General features: G+C 60.5%; 13 protein-coding genes, 1 pseudogene and 1 riboswitch. Of the genes and pseudogenes, 6 read left to right on the top strand and 8 right to left on the bottom strand.

What is annotated here, in order from left to right:
- Positions 1–28: 28 nt before the first annotated feature.
- On the bottom strand, positions 29–1,918 hold the full coding sequence (gene thiC / locus CFII64_RS24845; protein WP_020293625.1) for a phosphomethylpyrimidine synthase ThiC: 1,890 nt from the start codon (positions 1,916–1,918) through the stop codon (positions 29–31).
- A 155-nt stretch (positions 1,919–2,073) separates the two neighbouring features.
- Positions 2,074–2,178, bottom strand: a riboswitch (TPP riboswitch).
- 158 nt (positions 2,179–2,336) lie between these two features.
- Here thiC and CFII64_RS24840 point away from each other — a divergent pair.
- Positions 2,337–3,779 (top strand): TolC family outer membrane protein, encoded by a 1,443-nt coding sequence (locus CFII64_RS24840; RefSeq protein ID WP_020293624.1) that lies wholly within the window; start codon positions 2,337–2,339, stop codon positions 3,777–3,779.
- Positions 3,780–3,848: 69 nt separating this feature from the next.
- Here the strand turns inward: CFII64_RS24840 and waaA are convergent, their stop codons facing one another.
- Positions 3,849–5,132 carry a lipid IV(A) 3-deoxy-D-manno-octulosonic acid transferase gene (waaA, locus tag CFII64_RS24835; RefSeq protein ID WP_020293623.1) on the bottom strand — a complete coding sequence of 428 codons (1,284 nt, stop codon included), beginning with the start codon at positions 5,130–5,132 and terminating at the stop codon, positions 3,849–3,851.
- 14 nt (positions 5,133–5,146) lie between these two features.
- Positions 5,147–6,031 (bottom strand): LysR family transcriptional regulator, encoded by an 885-nt coding sequence (locus CFII64_RS24830; protein WP_020293622.1) that lies wholly within the window; start codon positions 6,029–6,031, stop codon positions 5,147–5,149.
- 93 nt (positions 6,032–6,124) lie between these two features.
- On the opposite strand from CFII64_RS24830, the gene CFII64_RS24825 reads away from it, so the two are divergent.
- From CFII64_RS24825 to CFII64_RS24810, 4 genes are read left to right on the top strand one after another with little or no spacing between them, the layout of a single operon-like run.
- Positions 6,125–6,457, top strand: a complete 333-nt coding sequence (locus CFII64_RS24825) for a multidrug efflux SMR transporter (RefSeq protein ID WP_020293621.1) — start codon at positions 6,125–6,127, stop codon at positions 6,455–6,457.
- A gap of 49 nt (positions 6,458–6,506) precedes the next feature.
- The gene (locus CFII64_RS24820) at positions 6,507–7,682 is read left to right on the top strand and encodes an FAD-binding oxidoreductase (protein ID WP_020293620.1); all 1,176 of its coding nucleotides are present in this window, start codon (positions 6,507–6,509) and stop codon (positions 7,680–7,682) included.
- Entirely contained in the window at positions 7,679–8,494 is an 816-nt protein-coding gene (locus tag CFII64_RS24815) for an aldo/keto reductase (RefSeq protein WP_020293619.1), read from the top strand. The genes CFII64_RS24820 and CFII64_RS24815 overlap by 4 nt, the downstream gene beginning before the upstream one ends.
- 36 nt (positions 8,495–8,530) lie before the next feature.
- Positions 8,531–9,490 carry a hypothetical protein gene (locus CFII64_RS24810; protein ID WP_020293618.1) on the top strand — a complete coding sequence of 320 codons (960 nt, stop codon included), beginning with the start codon at positions 8,531–8,533 and terminating at the stop codon, positions 9,488–9,490.
- Positions 9,491–9,621: 131 nt separating this feature from the next.
- Here CFII64_RS24810 and hldE read toward each other — a convergent pair whose 3' ends face one another.
- The 3 genes and pseudogenes from hldE to CFII64_RS30345 all read right to left on the bottom strand — a co-directional run.
- Positions 9,622–11,043 (bottom strand): bifunctional D-glycero-beta-D-manno-heptose-7-phosphate kinase/D-glycero-beta-D-manno-heptose 1-phosphate adenylyltransferase HldE, encoded by a 1,422-nt coding sequence (gene hldE, locus CFII64_RS24805; protein WP_020293617.1) that lies wholly within the window; start codon positions 11,041–11,043, stop codon positions 9,622–9,624.
- 127 nt (positions 11,044–11,170) lie between these two features.
- A complete protein-coding gene (gene msbA, locus CFII64_RS30350; protein ID WP_044901676.1) occupies positions 11,171–12,979 on the bottom strand; it encodes a lipid A export permease/ATP-binding protein MsbA in 1,809 nt (602 codons plus the stop codon).
- A 264-nt stretch (positions 12,980–13,243) separates the two neighbouring features.
- Positions 13,244–13,651: pseudogene (locus CFII64_RS30345) on the bottom strand (O-antigen ligase family protein); the annotation flags it as partial.
- A 625-nt stretch (positions 13,652–14,276) separates the two neighbouring features.
- On the opposite strand from CFII64_RS30345, the gene CFII64_RS24795 reads away from it, so the two are divergent.
- Positions 14,277–14,882: a toluene tolerance protein gene (locus tag CFII64_RS24795; protein WP_044901652.1), complete on the top strand. Its 606-nt coding sequence runs from the start codon at positions 14,277–14,279 to the stop codon at positions 14,880–14,882.
- 18 nt (positions 14,883–14,900) lie between these two features.
- Here the strand turns inward: CFII64_RS24795 and CFII64_RS24790 are convergent, their stop codons facing one another.
- Together CFII64_RS24790 and CFII64_RS24785 are read right to left on the bottom strand one after the other, a co-directional pair.
- Positions 14,901–16,001, bottom strand: a complete 1,101-nt coding sequence (locus CFII64_RS24790; RefSeq protein ID WP_020293614.1) for a glycosyltransferase — start codon at positions 15,999–16,001, stop codon at positions 14,901–14,903.
- Positions 16,002–16,237: 236 nt separating this feature from the next.
- Positions 16,238–17,194 carry a glycosyltransferase gene (locus CFII64_RS24785; protein WP_020293613.1) on the bottom strand — a complete coding sequence of 319 codons (957 nt, stop codon included), beginning with the start codon at positions 17,192–17,194 and terminating at the stop codon, positions 16,238–16,240.
- Between the last annotated feature and the right edge of the window lie 13 nt (positions 17,195–17,207).

Below are 17,207 nucleotides of genomic sequence, written 5' to 3'. Positions count from 1 at the left end.
TACGGTCGGGCAACGATGCCTCGTACAATCAAACCTTCTTGTACAGCTGGCTACCTTCCTGCTTGAAGCGTTCAGCCTGTTCCGCCAAACCCTTGGCAACCTCCGCATCCACCGTTTCAATGCGCTGGTTGGCCGCGTATTCGCGAACTTCCTGGGTGATTTTCATCGAGCAGAATTTCGGCCCGCACATGGAGCAGAAATGCGCGACCTTGGCCGAATCCTTGGGCAGGGTTTCGTCGTGATACGAACGCGCGGTGTCCGGATCGAGGCCGAGGTTGAACTGGTCTTCCCAGCGGAACTCGAAACGCGCCTTGCTCAAGGCGTTGTCGCGAATCTGCGCGCCGGGATGGCCTTTGGCGAGGTCGGCGGCGTGCGCGGCGATCTTGTAGGTGATGATCCCGGTCTTCACGTCATCCTTGTTCGGCAGGCCCAAGTGTTCCTTGGGCGTGACGTAACAGAGCATGGCGCAACCGAACCAGCCGATCATCGCTGCGCCGATGCCCGAGGTGATGTGGTCGTAACCCGGCGCAATGTCGGTGGTCAGCGGGCCGAGGGTGTAGAACGGCGCCTCGTCACAGCATTCCAGCTGCTTGTCCATGTTCTCTTTGATCAACTGCATCGGCACGTGACCGGGGCCTTCGATCATGGTCTGCACGTCGTGCTTCCAGGCGATCTTGGTCAGCTCGCCGAGGGTTTCCAGCTCGCCGAACTGCGCGGCGTCGTTGGCGTCGGCAATCGAGCCCGGACGCAAGCCATCGCCCAGCGAGAAGCTGACGTCGTAGGCTTTCATGATTTCGCATATGTCTTCGAAGTGCGTGTAGAGGAAGTTTTCCTGGTGATGCGCCAGGCACCACTTGGCCATGATCGAACCGCCGCGACTGACGATGCCGGTCACGCGCTTGGCGGTCAGCGGCACATAGCGCAGCAACACGCCGGCATGGATGGTGAAGTAATCGACGCCTTGCTCGGCCTGCTCGATCAGCGTGTCGCGGAACAGCTCCCAGGTCAGGTCTTCGGCGGCGCCGCCGACTTTTTCCAGGGCCTGATAGATCGGTACGGTACCGATCGGCACCGGCGAGTTACGGATGATCCACTCGCGGGTTTCGTGGATGTGTTTGCCGGTGGACAAGTCCATGACCGTGTCCGAACCCCAGCGAATGCCCCAGGTCAGCTTGGCGACTTCTTCTTCGATGGAAGAACCCAGCGCGCTGTTGCCGATGTTGCCGTTGATCTTCACCAGGAAGTTGCGGCCGATGATCATCGGCTCAAGTTCGGTGTGGTTGATGTTGGCCGGGATGATTGCGCGCCCGCGGGCGATTTCCTCACGGACGAACTCAGCGGTGATTTCTTTCGGTACGCTGGCGCCGAAGCTGTGCCCGGCGTGTTGCTGGGTCAGCAGACCGGCGGCGCGGGCTTCCTGCAACTTCATGTTCTCGCGGATGGCGACGTATTCCATCTCGGCGGTAATAATTCCCTGACGCGCATAGTGCATCTGGCTGACGTTGGCGCCGGCCTTGGCCCGACGCGGATTGCGCACATGGGCGAAACGCAGGCGCGTCAGTTCGGCATCGCCAAGGCGTTGCTGGCCAAAACTCGAACTCAGGCCCGGCAGGCGTTCGGTGTCATTGCGCGAGTCGATCCATGGCGAACGAACGTCGGCCAGGCCTTTGCGCACATCAATGATCACGTTGGGGTCGGTGTACGGGCCGGACGTGTCATAAACGACCACTGGCGCGTTGATTTCGCCGCCGAAGTCAGTCGGCGTCACGTCCAGGTGAACTTCGCGCATCGGCACGCGGATGTCCGGGCGCGAACCCTCGACGTAGATTTTTTGCGAGCGGGTAAACGGCTGCACCGATCCGGAATCGACTTGTGCGGATTCACTCAAATTGGCGGCGTTTTTTAGATTTGTACTCATCACGGGCTCTCCAGACATCATCCAGCGGCGGATTAATTGTCGGAGCGAACCTGAAGACGAGAAGACGCACCTGGAGCGGTGCTGAGTATCGAGCGAAGGTGTGGCGGCTCATGCTGAACCAACGACCCCGGACGACACTCAAGAGGACTCGCCGGGAGACGAGAAATCTTGTTCCCTACGCAGGCGCTAACCTGATCAGGTTCAACGGGATCCGGATTAACCGATCTCAGCCTCTTAGCAAGGCACCCCGACAAGAACGTCGCCAGTCTAGTCGGGACGCGCCCGGATTACCAAGCCCGTTTTCAAACGCTCGATAAATGGCTGATATGCCGGATTGTTGCAAACGAGGCCAACCACTACACTCGCAGGCTGGTTTGACTCGCCAACCCGCAGAACAATTACCAACAGGGAATGCCCCATGCTGCGCAAACTTTCATTGGCCATCGCCGTGTCGTGTACGTGCAATGCAGTGGCCTGGGCAGCGGATTTGCCTCTTCCGACCAAGACCGGACTGGTCAACGTCTATCAGGAAGCGGTCAACAACAACGCCGATCTGGCAGCGGCCCGCGCCGATTACGCCGCCCGCAAGGAAATCGTGCCCCAGGCGCGCGCCGGATTGCTGCCCAACCTGTCGGCTGGTGCCGATGTGAACAACACTCGCACCAGCATCAACCAGCCCAATATCACGGCGACCCGCAGCGGCACGGTGTATCAGGCAACCCTCAGCCAGCCGATCTTCCGCGCCGACCGCTGGTTCCAGTTGCAGGCTGCCGAGGCAGTTAACGAACAAGCCGCGCTGGAACTCTCGGCCACGGAACAGAACCTGATCCTGCAAAGCGCCGAGGATTACTTCACCGTGCTGCGCGCCCAGGACAATCTGGCCTCGACCAAAGCCGAAGAAGCCGCATTCAAACGTCAGCTGGATCAAGCCAATGAGCGCTTCGACGTCGGCCTGTCGGACAAGACCGACGTGCTGCAGGCCCAGGCCAGCTACGACACTGCGCGGGCCAACCGGATCATCGCCCGACGCCAGGTCGACGATGCGTTTCAGGCCTTGGGAACGTTGACCAATCGCGATTACAACGCCATCGAAGGCATCGTCCATACGCTGCCGGTGCTCGCGCCAACGCCCAATGACGCCAAGGCCTGGGTCGACACGGCCGCGCAGCAGAACCTGAATCTGCTGGCCAGTAACTACGCCGTCAACGCCGCTGAAGAAACCCTGCGCCAGCGCAAGGCCGGACACGCTCCGACGCTGGATGCGGTGGCGACCTACAAGCGCGGCGACAACGATGCACTGGGCTTCAGCAACCCGAACTACACCGGGCAGAGCTACAGCGGCGACGTGGAACAACGCAGCATCGGCGTGCAGCTGAATATTCCGATCTACAGCGGCGGGTTGACCAGCTCGCAGGTGCGCGAAGCCTATTCACGCCTGAGCCAGAGCGAACAACGTCGCGAAGGCCTGCGTCGGCAAGTGGTGGAAAACACCCGCAACCTGCACCGCGCGGTGAACACCGATGTCGAGCAGGTCCAGGCACGCAAGCAGTCGATCATCTCCAACCAGAGTGCGCTGGAAGCCACGGAAATCGGCTATCAGGTCGGCACGCGCAACATCGTCGATGTGCTGGACGCGCAACGCCAGCTGTATGCCTCGGTGCGCGACTACAACAACACCCGCTACGACTACATCCTCGACAATCTGCGCTTGAAGCAAGCCGCAGGAACCCTGAATCCGGGCGACCTGCAGGATTTGTCGCGCTACCTGAAACCGGATTACAACCCGGACAAGGACTTCCTGCCACCGGATCTGGCAGCGGCTGCGCGCAAGAACTTTGAAAGGCCGTCGGAGCGACCGTAGGACCGCCGCAGGACCGGCTTTAGCCGGGAGATTGCGCTCGTGTCTCGTGGCTCGCGGCTAAAGCCGCTCCTACGGCAGCCCCTTCACCAACAGACCAATCCCATCCAACAACCGCTGCAACGCGCCTTGATTGGCTTTCATCACCTGCAACCCGGCATCGGCCATGGCGCGCGCCTGTTGCGGTTGATCGAACAGGCGTTGCACGGCGGCTGTCAGGCTTGCGGCGTCGGCAACTTCGGCCAACGCGTCGGCATTGCGCAGCAACGCGGCAATTTCCAGAAAGTTGAACAGGTGCGGCCCGCTCAATACCGGCTTGGCCAGCGCGGCTGGCTCCAGCAGGTTATGCCCGCCATTGGGCACCAGACTGCCGCCGACAAAGGCGATATCCGCCAGCGCATAGAGAAACAGCAGTTCGCCCATGGTATCGCCGAGCAACACTGAAGTTTGCGCGCTGACCGGTTGCTGCGATGAACGCCGAACCGTCGCAAAACCTTGCTGCACACACAGGTCATGCACGCTGGCAAAACGTTCGGGATGGCGCGGCACCAGAATCAGCAACGCATCAGGATGGCTTGCCAGCAACTGCCGATGGGCCGACAGCACGCTTTCATCTTCGCCAGCATGGGTGCTGGCGGCGATCCACACCGGACGTTGCGTCGCCAGCCATTGCTCGCGCAAGTCGGCGGCGTCTTTGAGCAACTGCGGATCAATACTCAGGTCGAACTTGATCGAACCGGTCACCGCCACGCATTCAGGCCTTGCGCCCAGATCCCGAAAACGCTGGGCTTCGGCTTCGGTCTGCACCGCGATCCAGCTCATTTGTGCCAGCATCGGTCGGGTCAACCCGGCGAACTTTCCGTAACCTCGCGCCGACCGCTCTGACAAACGCGCGTTGGCCAACACCACGGGAATGCCACGTCTGGCGCACTGATTGATGTGATTGGGCCACAGTTCGGTTTCCATGATGATGCCCAGCACTGGCCGCACATGATCGAGAAAACGTCCCGCCGCCCAAGGCAAATCGTAAGGCAAGTAGCAATGCTGAATGCGTGACTCGCCCGCGAACAGGGCCTTGATCCGCTCCGATCCGGTGGGCGTCATGCAGGTCACGGTGATCGGCAACTGCGGGTAACGCGCCAGCAGCGCGCGAATCATCGGTGCCGCCGCGATGCTTTCACCCACGGAAACCGCATGCACCCAGATCCCGCCCGGCTGCATCGGCGGCAGGCCTAGGGCGAAACGCTCGCCGATCCGCTGACGATAAGCCGGCGCCTTGCGCGCCCGCAGCCAGAGTCGCAGGGCCACCAACGGCAGGCCAAGATGAAACAGCAGGGTATATAGAGTTCTATTCATGGGCGCGGAGTTTATCAGCCAATGGCCTGCAAATGCCGGGCAAAACTTTGCGCCAGGCATTGCGCGGCAGGTCCGAGCGGTTCGTCGCGACGCCAGACCATCTCCACCACCAAGGGCGGCGGCGTCCACTCGCTGAGCAACTCGGTCATCTGATTCTGGTACGCCGGATACTGCACCACATGGCGCGGCAGCCAGGCCCAACCCAGCCCGCGCATGAGCAATTCGGCCATGACGTAAAAGCTGTCGGCCCGCCAGACCTGCGCGCTGAGCTGCTCGCCGCCGGGATAGCCACTTTGTTGCGGCGCGATGAGCAATTGCCGATGGCGGCCGAGCTGCTGGCGACTGACCCGAGTCTGACCCGCCAGCGGATGACCCACGGCGCAGACCGTGACCATTTCAACGCTGCCCAGGCCGCGACGCTCCAAGGCTTCGGGCATTTGCTCATGATGAAACAGCAAACCCAGATCGGCCCGTCGTTCCAGCAGCTTGCGCGCGACGTCACCTTGCGCGGCGCTGGCCAGTTGCACTTCGACCCCGGGAAAGCGTTCGGCCAGTTCTTCGAGGCTGTCCAGCACCGGTTGATACGGCATCGCCTCGTCATGGGCCAGGCGCAAGCGGGCTTCCTGGCCACGGGCCAGGGCCAGCGCGCGTCCATCAAGACGTTCGCACTGGCGCAGCAGCTCCCGAGCTTCTTCAAGCAACGCAGTTCCGGCTTCGGTCAAGCGTGGCTGGCGGCCGCTGCTGCGCTCGAACAAGCTGACACCGAGATCGGATTCAAGCATGGCCACCGCGCTGCTGACCGCCGATTGCGCCCGGCGCATGTCCCGCGCCACAGCGGAAAACGATCGCTGCTCGGCGACGCTGACGAATAAACGTATCTGCTCGATATTCCATTGCATCACGCGCCAACCTATCTCTAATACAGATAGGTAATGACTTTACCGCACTTCAGGATTCTCTAGAATGCGCAGCCTGTGAAGAGGAGTTACGCCATGTCTGCTTACTACCTGTTGGCCATCGCCATTTGCGCCGAAGTCATCGGCACCGTTTCCATGAAAGCCGTGAAAGGCTTGAGCACGCCGCTGCCGCTGTTGCTGGTGATCTGCGGCTATGCCATCGCGTTCTGGATGCTGATTCTGGTGGTACGCACCATTCCCGTCGGCGTGGCTTATGCGGTCTGGGCTGGCATGGGCATCGTGATGGTCAGCGTCGCCGCGCTGTTTATTTACGGGCAGAAACTCGACCTGCCAGCGGTGCTGGGCATGGCGATGATCGTCGCGGGCGTGGTGGTGATTCAGTTGTTCTCGAAAACCGCCGGGCATTGAAAACGCGATCCTCTATAATGGCCGCATTCTTCCGGCCACTGAGGTGCGCATGCGTTCTGCTATTTCCACTGACGTCCTGATCGTCGGTGCCGGTGTTGCCGGTCTCTGGCTCAATGCCCGGCTGCGTCGTCAAGGCTTCTCGACAATTCTGGTAGAAAGCTCGGCACTGGGCGGCGGGCAAAGCCTGAAGTCCCAGGGCATCATTCACGGCGGCGCCAAATACGCGCTGCATGGCGCGCTGTCCGGCGCGTCTGAAGCCATCGCCGACATGCCGCGCCGCTGGCGTGAGGCGCTGTCGGGCAAGGGCGAGCTGGATCTGACCGGCGTGCGTCTGCTGTCCGAAGCGCATTACTTGTGGTCGCCTGGCACTCTCGCCGGCAATCTCACCAGTTTTTTCGCCAGCAAAGCCGTGCGCGGTCGTGTCGACCAGGTCAAAGGCAGCGACCTTCCCCCCGCGCTGCAAGACCCGAAATTCAAGGGCAAGGTGTATCGGCTGGCAGAACTGGTGATCGACGTGCCGAGCCTGATCGCACGCCTTGCCGAGCTGGCGGGCGACAGTTTGCTGGCCGGACAGAATATCGAACCGCTGCACGATGGCGACCAGCTGATCGGCCTGTGCATTGACGGGCGCAACATCATTGCGCAACGAGTGGTGTTGAGCGCCGGTGCCGGCAATGCCGAACTGCTGAAGACGCTCGGCGTCTCGCAACCGACCATGCAACGCCGTGCGCTGCACATGGTCCTCGCCAAGGGGCCAACCCTGAAACCTTTGTACGCACACTGCCTGGGCGGCGGACCGAAGCCGCGCCTTACCGTCACTACTCATCCGGCTGCGGATGGCCAATGGGTCTGGTACGTCGGCGGCGACGTCGCCGAGGCGGATGGGGTTGCCCGCGAACCGGCCGCGCAAATCGCTGCTGTGAAAAAAGAATTGGGCACTTTGCTGCCCTGGATCGATCTCAGTCAGGTGCAATGGGCAACCTTGCGCGTGGATCGTGCGGAACCTGCGCAATCCGGCCTGACTCGCCCAGACAACGCGTTCCTCAACGTGCAGGGGCGATTGATGACGGGCTGGCCGACCAAACTGGCGCTGGCTCCGGACTTCGCCGACCGGGTGCTGGCCGCGCTGTCGCACGATGAAATCCACCCAACGCCGCAGCCGCCGCTGGCAGGATTGCCACGACCGCCGCTGGCTGTACCCGTCTGGGATCAACTGCTGCCATGACCGTCAAAACACTGCACGATTTGCATCGCCCGCTGGGCACAACCGGCCTGATCGTCTCGCCGCTGGGCCTGGGCACGGTCAAGCTCGGCCGCGATCAAGGGGTCAAGTATCCCAACGGCTTCAAGATCCCGGACGACCAACACGCGCAAATGCTGTTGAAGATGGCCAGAGACATGGGCATCAATCTGATCGACACCGCGCCTGCTTACGGCACCAGCGAAGAACGCCTCGGCCCGCTGCTGCGCGGTCAGCGTCGGGATTGGGTGATCGTCAGCAAAGTGGGTGAGGAATTCGAAGCCGGCGAGTCGAGCCATGACTTCAGCCCTGAACACACCCGCAAGTCCGTGGAACGCAGCCTGAAACGTCTGGAAACCGATTTTATCGATCTGGTCCTGGTGCATTCCGACGGCAACGATCTGGCCGTGCTCAACGACAGCGGCGTTTATCAGGCGCTGGCTGATCTGAAACGCGAAGGCAAGATTCGTGGCTTCGGCTTTTCCGGCAAGACCGTCGAGGGAGGCCTGCTGGCGTTGCGTGAAGGCGATTGTGCGATGGTCACGTACAACCTCAACGAACAGGGCGAAAAGCCAGTGCTGGACTACGCTGCTGCTCACGGCAAAGGCATTCTGATCAAGAAGGCGCTGGCCAGTGGTCACGTCTGCCTGAGCCCCGGTGTTGACTCGGTACAGGCCAGCTTCCAGCTGCTGTTTGCGCATCCGGCGGTCGCCAGTGCTATTGTCGGGACCATTGATCCGCTCCATCTGGCCCACAACGTCGCCACTGCCGCTGCCGTGATTCGCCGTCAAGCCTGATGCAGGCGGCCGACCCCAACGCAAGAAGGAGCCGATATGCCGCGAACCCTGATTCGGAAAAACCCCAGCAACTTCAAAACCCTGCCGCTGTTCGTCGAAGCCACCCCCGAAGGCCTGAGCTACCAGAGCATCGGCATGCCGCTGAATTTTGCCCAGACCCAGCAGCGCCGCCGCAAGATCGAAGTGGCGGACAGCTCGCGTTTTGATACGGAGCTGGCCAATCTCGGGGTTTCGGTACGTCTGACGCTGAATTGGCAAAATCGTGATTACTGGGTGCTGGTGCGTCAACGTCGGCAGGATCGCGGCGACATCGTGCTCAAGCTGATCTCCGGTTATGTTCCGGCCCACGAACTGAATCTGCCGCTGCATACCGCGATTCAGGAAGTGGCTGAAGAATGCCTGATCGAAACCCCGCAAGGCTGGTTGAGCGGACGTTTCAATGACACCTGGCTGCCGGCGCCCTACTCCGCCGCCCTGCACTATCGCGAAGCCATGCCGTTTCGCCTGACGCCCTTGTCCGGCGCGGCGCGACCGGTACGTTGTGGCAGCATGACGCTGATCGAGCGGCCACGCGCCTACGTGCATCTGCCCACCGCGTCATTGCAGCTGATCTACGACATGCGCCTGGAAGTGCCCAAGGAAGCACGGCCGTTGAGCCTGTTTCACGTGGATGAATGCCTGGAAAACGATGAACTGGTGGCCCGCCTCAATCGCAGCAAGCCTGACCTGTACCTGATGCCGCTGGAAAACGGTGTGCCGCTGCCCGAGCTGTACACCCTCAAACGCGACAAGCTGACGCCAGCGGGAACACGCGGGTTGTATCTGGCGGAGAGCTTTGCGGCTCAGGACGGCTGGGTGGTGCGTGAAGAGCGGATTCGCTGGAAAGACTGGCTGCGCCAACAGGGCATGACCCCGCCGCCGAAAAAAACCGGCCTCAAGCGCCTGACCGGCAAGGCCCGGCAGTTGTTGCGGTTGGTGAAGGGTTTGAAAGGCTGAAAAGGCGAATCCCCGTAGGACCGGCTTGAGCCGGGAGCACGTCATTTGTGCCAGCGCGGCTCATGGTTCGCGACTCGCGACTCGCGGCTAAAGCCGCTCCTACGGAGTTCAGTCGTTGCCGGACCGAATCTTCACTGCCGCCGGATCTTCTCGACAATCGCCGTGGTCGAGCTGTTTTCAACCAGCCCCAATACCTTCACGGTGCCGCCGTAAGCCTGGACGATTTCCGCGCCGACCACCTGGTCGATGCCGTAATCGCCGCCTTTGACCAATACGTCCGGCTTGACATGGCTCAGCAGGTTTTCCGGCGTGCCTTCGGGGAAGCTGATCACCCAGTCCACAGCGCCCAATCCCGCAAGTACGGCCATGCGCCGGTCGACGCTGTTGATCGGACGACCCGGCCCTTTGAGGCGGCTGACCGAAGCGTCGTCGTTGACGGCGACGATCAGGCGATCGCCCTGGGCGCGAGCCTGCTCCAGATAAGTCACGTGGCCGGCATGCAGGATGTCGAAGCAGCCGTTGGTAAACACGATTTTTTCTTTGTGCGCACGCGCGTCGTCGATGGCCAGCAGCAATTGATCCAGGCTCAACACGCCGCGCTCGGAACCTTCTTCGCGCTGAATCGCCCGACGCAGCTCAGGGGCGCTGATCGCAGCCGTACCCAGCTTGCCGACCACAATGCCAGCAGCCAGATTGGCCAATGCCACTGCGTGGGGAAGTTCTTCACCTGCGGCGATCGCTGCGGCGAGCGTGGAAATAACCGTGTCGCCGGCACCGGTGACGTCGAAAACTTCACGGGCACGCGCCGGCAAATGCAGCGCCGGGTGATCCGGGCGCAACAACGTCATGCCGTGTTCGCCACGGGTGACCAGCAACGCGCCCAGCTCCAGCTCGCTCATCAACTGTGCGCCCTTGGCGACCAGTTCGGCTTCGTCGACGCAATGGCCGACGATGGCCTCGAATTCGCTGAGGTTAGGCGTGATCACACTGGCGCCACGGTAGATGGCGAAATCCTTGCCCTTCGGATCGGCAAGCACCGGAATGCCGCGCTCACGGGCCAACTTGATCAGCACCTGATGATTTTTCAGCGCGCCCTTGCCGTAATCCGACAGCACCAACACTTTGATGCCGTCGAGCAGGCCATCGACTTCAGCGCTCAAGGCTTCGGCATCGGTCGAGAACGGTTCTTCGAAATCGATGCGCAGCAATTGCTGGTGGCGACTCATGACCCGCAGCTTGACGATGGTCGGCTGGTGGGCGATGCGCTGGAAACGTGCCAGCACGCCAGCAGCCTTCAGGCTATTGGCCAGACTTTCGGCAGCCTCATCTTCCCCGGTAACGCCTACCAGAGAAGCGGGAGCGCCCAGTGCGGCGATGTTCAAGGCAACGTTGGCGGCACCGCCTGGACGATCCTCGATCTGCTCGACCTTGACCACTGGCACCGGCGCCTCCGGTGAAATCCGCGAGGTACCGCCATGCCAATAGCGGTCGAGCATGACATCGCCCACTACCAAGACTGGTGCTTGATCGAAACGCGGCATGGACAACTTCATCGAACAACCCGTGACTAAATGGACAGGGGCGGAATCTTAGCACAGGGGCAGACCGGATCCGTAGGAGCGGCTTTAGCCGGGAGAACGCGCTCCCGGCTAAAGCCGCTCCTACAAAATAACGCGGCGTTTAGATCGCCCCAACCGGAGCCGGCTCGTCCAGGCCCATGGCGTGCAGGCGGGCGTAATAGCCGTTCTGCGCCAACAGCTCGGCGTGGGTGCCGCGCTCGACGATCCGACCGGCGTCCATCACCAGAATCAGGTCGGCCCGCTCAATGGTGGTCAAGCGGTGAGCGATGACCAGCGTGGTGCGGCCTTTCATCACCTGATCCAGCGCTGCCTGGATGTGACGCTCGGACTCGGTATCCAGCGCCGACGTTGCTTCATCGAGAATCAGCAACGGCGCGTTTTTCAGCAGCGCGCGGGCGATTGCCAAGCGCTGACGTTGTCCGCCGGACAGCAAGACACCGTTTTCGCCGACTTGCGTGTCGAAGCCTTCGGGCAACTGGTCGATGAACTCCTTGGCGTAAGCGTCCGCCGCTGCGGCTTCAATATCGGCTCGCGGAGCGCCGGCCAGATCGCCGTAGGCAATGTTGTTGGCGACGCTGTCATTGAACAGCGTGACACTTTGAGTAACCTGGGCGATGTGACGACGCAGATTACGCAGGGTGTAATCGCTGATTTCCACGCCATCGAGCAGGATTTGCCCGGTGTTGTGCTGATAGAAACGCGGAATCAGATTGGCCAGCGTTGACTTGCCGCTGCCCGAACGCCCGACCAGGGCAATCATTTGCCCCGGAGCCGCCGCAAAGCTGATGTCATTCAGAACCTGACGTTCGGTGCCCGGATACGTGAAGCTGAGATTCTTGACTTCCAGATGGCCCGTCACGCGCTCACGCTCAACCGTACCGGTATCGAATTCCGGCTCGACATCTAGCTGTTCGAATATGCTTTCAGCGCCAGCAACACCCTTTTGAATAGTTGAGCTGACTTCAGACAGCTGCCGGATCGGTTTCGGCAACAAGCCTGCGGCCGTGATGTAAGCCACCAGATCGCCAGCAGTCGCATCGCCACGCAGGTACAGAACCAGGAACATCAAGACCGCCATGGCGGTGTAGATCACCAGTTGCAGCATCGGCGTATAGACCGCGCCGGTCTTGGTCATGCGCAGCTGCTTATCGGTGTTGCTCTGGCTGGCACCGGCGAAGCGGTCCTGCTCGTACTTCTCGCCACCAAAGCTGCGCACCACGCGATAGCCCTGGATGGTCTCGGAAGCCACGTGGGTGACATCGCCCATGGCGACCTGAATCTTCTTGCTCTGCTTGCGGAATTTCTTGCTGGCGCTGCCTACCATCGTGGCGATCAGCGGCAGGATTGCCAGCATCACCAGCGTCAGTTGCCAGTTCATCCACAGCAGGTAGATGAACAGGAAAACAATGGTCAGACCTTCACGAATGACGACTTTGATCGCATCGGTCGCCGCGCCCGTCACCATGGTCACGTTGAACGTGATGCGCGAGATGAGGTGGCCCGAGTTATGGGTATCGAAATAACGATTGGGCAAGACCAGCAGCTTGTTGAACAACTCGACCCGCAGGTCATGCACCAGCCCCAGGGAGACCTTGGCCAGGAAATAGTTGCCCAGATACGAACCCAGCCCTTGCCAGGCGGCGATCAGCACGATCAGCAGCGGGACGGCCTGCAGCAATTGCAGGTCGCGCAAATACGGCACGTTGGGGAACAGAACCGCTTCCGGGTTGCTCAGGCCATCGACAAAATACTTCAGAATGCCGGCCAACATGGGCTGGGTCGAAGCAAAAATGACGAAGCCGATGATGCTGAGCAGGAAGATCCCGATGTAGGGCCTGACGTAATTCAACAGTCGAAAATAGATTTTCAGGCTGGAGCTTTGTCCGGCGTCGGACGCTTTGTCGCTCATCTTAAAGCTCGCTGAAGTAGAAGAACGCGCGATTTTATCACAGGCGTCGCGCTGGGCCCTGGCCCAAACCATGACAGTGGCAAGCCCGATCGGCAGCCAGCTGATAAACCACTCGGCACGCGGCGAACCCGTCAGGCTGGCCGCGTCGAACTGCATGGCCAGGGTTGAGAATAGCCACATCCCCAGCAAGCCGCGCCCCAGCGGCGTATCGCGACCGCGCCAGGCTTCGCGCAGCACCGCCAGCCAGACCACCGCCCAGAGCAGCATTCCCGGGACGCCCAACTGAATCGCCGTGTGGGTGAACAGATTGTGCGAATGATCAAAACGCAGGCCATCGGCGACCACCACGTCGTAAGGCGCTCCCAGACCGATTCCGATCCATGGATGCTGGCCAATCATCTTGATTGCCGCGACAAATATCTCGGGACGATACGATGAGCCACGCGCCATCATCAGCGGCTCAAGCAGCCAGAACCCGATAGCGGCCAGCAACACCGCCGTACCGGCAACCAGATAGGCGCGTCGGTTGCGACACCAGATGGGCATCGCCACCACGGTAAAAAACAGCGCCAGCACGGCGCCGCGACTCTGGGACAGCACGACAAAGCCGCCGGTCAACACCAGAGCCAGCAACCAGAGCCCGCGCAGTGGCAGCCGTTTCGGCGGCCACATCAGCATCCAGATGGCGGCAAGTCCGACCACATAAGCGCCGAGAATCGGGTGGGACAGTTCGCCAATGCCTTCCAGCCGCGCATGCCATAGGTTATGCCGGATGCCGAAGAACTCGATCATCGACACCAGCGCGGCCAGCGCCATGCCGATCCCGGCCCACTGCATCAGGCGAATCACCCGGTCCGGGCGAGCATCGGCCAGGATCGGAAAAAACAGCACGAACAGGCCGATGTACAGCATGCGCTTGAATTCGCGACCCGGTTCCTCGGCGTGCGACCAATAAAGACTGATCGTCGACCAGAGTCCGAGCAGCAGCAAGGAAACGCACAAGACCCGCTGCTGCCGCCAAAACTCACCCAGCCGCGCACGCGCCGACCACGCCAATGCAAGGCCGGGCACCCAGACCAATGCCACGAGGCCTTGCTGGTAAATCTTGTTGGAGGGAGCGAAGGCAATCGCCAGCAAAAACCACAGCAGCCCGGCGGATAACCAGACTTGTGCCCAACGGCGTGCGTACATCCTGACTCCTAATTTTCAGACCAGATCAGCCCGGCATGGTGCAAGCGGCAACTTTTCGGCATCATTGCGCGTCAATCCGCTCGCATTCCAACAAGGCTTTCTACTGATGCAATGCTTACGGCTCTCAAAGGCCGCTTTAAATCAAATGATCGTCGGCGCCAAAGTGCTGGAGGCCGACAGCTATGGCGCGAAAGTGTACATGTTGCAGGATGGCAAAATCCTTAAACTGTTCCGCCGCAAGCGATGGTTTTCATCGGCACTGCTGCGCCCCTATTCGAAACGCTTCATCGATAACGCCGCAAAGCTCGAGAAACTGGGGGTTCCAACCCTCAAGGTGACGCATTTCTACACCCTCGACAAACCCGGCATGACCGCCGTTCTGTATCGCCCGCTGCCCGGCGAAACCCTGCGTCAGCGGGCCCGTCAACCCGGTTTCAGCTGGCAGCAGCAGCTCCCGGCGCTTATCGAGCTGGTGCGCAGTCTGCATCAATCAGGGATTTATTTCAGATCGTTGCACCTGGGCAACATCGTCGTCACGCCGGAGGAAAAGCTGGGCCTGATCGATGTGGCCGATATGCGTTTCTTCAAGGCGCCGCTGTCCGAGCGCTTGATCAAGCGCAACGTCCAGCATTTCTCCAGCTATATCAAACGCGAGAACCTGGGCGACGAGTTCCCTTTGCAAGCGCTGGAACAGGCATTGCTCGCAGCCTGAAACATTTGCAGCGCCGACTCACTGAGTCGACAGCAGCGCTCGGGAATCCTCGCAGAACCGTTCCCAGGCCGCCTCAGGTGCGAGGGCCTGGAACTGGGAGGCGGAAACATCGGCGCCTTCCTGCGAGACCAGCGTTCCAATCGCCTTGACCCACGCGGCAACATCGGCGACCGGCACATAATAGCCAGCGTCGCCCAACTGCTCGCGAAACACTTCAAGATCGCTGACCAGTACCGGCACGCCGGCAATGACTGCTTCCTGCAAAACCAGACCCAGGCCTTCTTCCCGAGAAGGAATCACTACCCAGTCGAAACCGCGATACAACTTGGCCAGGCCCGGCTTGTGGCCCGGCATGAACACCTTGCCGGTCAGCCCCAGCTGTTTGACCTTGCGTTCAAGCACGCCGCGATCAGGCCCTTCGCCAATGATCACCAGATTGAGGTCCGGATGGCGCGGCAGCGATTGCGCGAAGGCGTCCAGCAAATAGTCGAAGCCCTTGTCGGCAACCAGTCGCCCCACGGCACCGAGCACGCGGATGCCATCGGCGGGCAAGTCCAGCACCTTGCGCGCTTGCTTGCGCTCCAGCAGCCGGATACAAAACGCCGTAGGCTCAAGTGCGCTGCGCAGCGCCTGCACCGGCAGCTTCAGATCTTCCTGCAGGGCTACGGCGAGGGTTTGCGAGACCGCCGCCAGCGTCAGGCGCTCGGCCGGGAATTGACGAAACAGGGAGCGATGCTGCTCGCGCAAGCGCGTGGAGCCGTGGAAAACCACGACAGCGCGGATACCCGGCATGTTTTTCAGAATGGGCAGCATCACGCGCGCGACGCCGAGGCCATCGAGCAAGACGATTTTCGCGCCGCTTTCCAGCAGCGCTTTGCGTAAACGTGCGTGCATCCAGGGTTTGAGCAAACGCCAGACATGCCGCTCTTTGAGCAACCGCGAGGACAGTCGCCATTCGCGGGCGTCTTTTACAGGCTCGGAACAGTCGCTGATGTCTCCTTGGAGAAACCAGGTCTTGATCTCGATGCTCGGATCGAGTTGCGAGACGATCTGCTGATGCACCTTATGAACCGAGGAAAACGGCGAGCCGCTGGCCCACATCACATTAATGATGCTCATCTGATGTTGAGCCTCGATGCAGGCAAGCCCACATCCACCAAGGCGCGATCAATTATTGGTAAAGCCAATGCACACTCCAGACGGCAGCGTAAGCCCAGATATTCACTTGTCTTGATCAGCAATACACAGCGTGCAAGGCCGAGGAAGGTAACCCGTGAAACCTGAAAGTAATAGGTATAACCACAACACCAACAACACGCCGCATTAACAATCCGCGATCAGGATCGTGCCTGAATTCAGAACCCCAGCGTCGCCCGCATCCGCTCAAACCACGTCAAAGGTGCAGGCGTTCGAAGCGCAGGCTCAAGCTCTTTGACAATACGCTGGCCAATCGTTGCAAAACTGAATTGCGACATTGCCAGATTACGGCCATTGACGGCAATACGCGCCGCCGATTGCGGATCGCTGCGCAGCACGGCCAGCTTCCCCTGCAACTGCGCAATGCTGCTATAGAACACCACGTTTTCCATATCCTGCAGACCCAGGGCGCGATTTTCGCCTTCGCCCTGATCATAGGCCAGCAACACGCAGCCGCAGGCCATGGCCTCGAAATTCTTGATCATGTACTCGCCCATGCCCACATCGGCACTGACGAAAAAACGAATCCGGTTGAGTGTCTCGCAGTACTCTTCGCCCGACTTGGTACGTGTCACCACCAGGTTCTCGACCTGGCCCAACTCGTCCAGCAACGCCTTGCGTCCGCTGTAAGCCACGCTATTGGTGCTGCCAACGAACGCCAGTTCGATATCGCGCTCGCGTCCCTGATCCTGCAACAGGCTCTGGTCATAACCTTTGGGCACGAACACCGCATCGAAACCTTCAGCCCGCAAACGCTCGCTCACTATAAACCCGGAACAGATCACTCGTACCCATGGCAGCTTCCGATAATGGGCGCTGAATTTTCCGGTGTACTTGCAGGAAATGTAGTTCTGGTAAGCATCGTGTTCGAGGATCACCAGATTGGGAAGGGTGCGAATGAATGCAACCTGACGGATTTCCTGTTTGAAGCGCAGGAAAAAAACGATGCGGTCGTACTGCGTGACATCCACTTCACGTCGAAAGTAGGCGCGCAGATTTCTCTGCTCGGCCGACGTCAGCCAGCGCAGATCACACTCGCAGTGCGCGGCGATGCCTTCATACAAGCGATCCAGAATGGCTCGTTGTTCTTTCTGGACCAGAAGTAGAACTTTCATTATTTTCCTTGAA

The sequence above is a fragment of the Pseudomonas sp. CFII64 genome (genome assembly GCF_000416235.1).
Classification (GTDB): Bacteria; Pseudomonadota; Gammaproteobacteria; order Pseudomonadales; family Pseudomonadaceae; genus Aquipseudomonas.
Note: the sequence above shows the minus strand (reverse complement) of the source record. Positions and strands in the feature narration are given on the sequence as shown.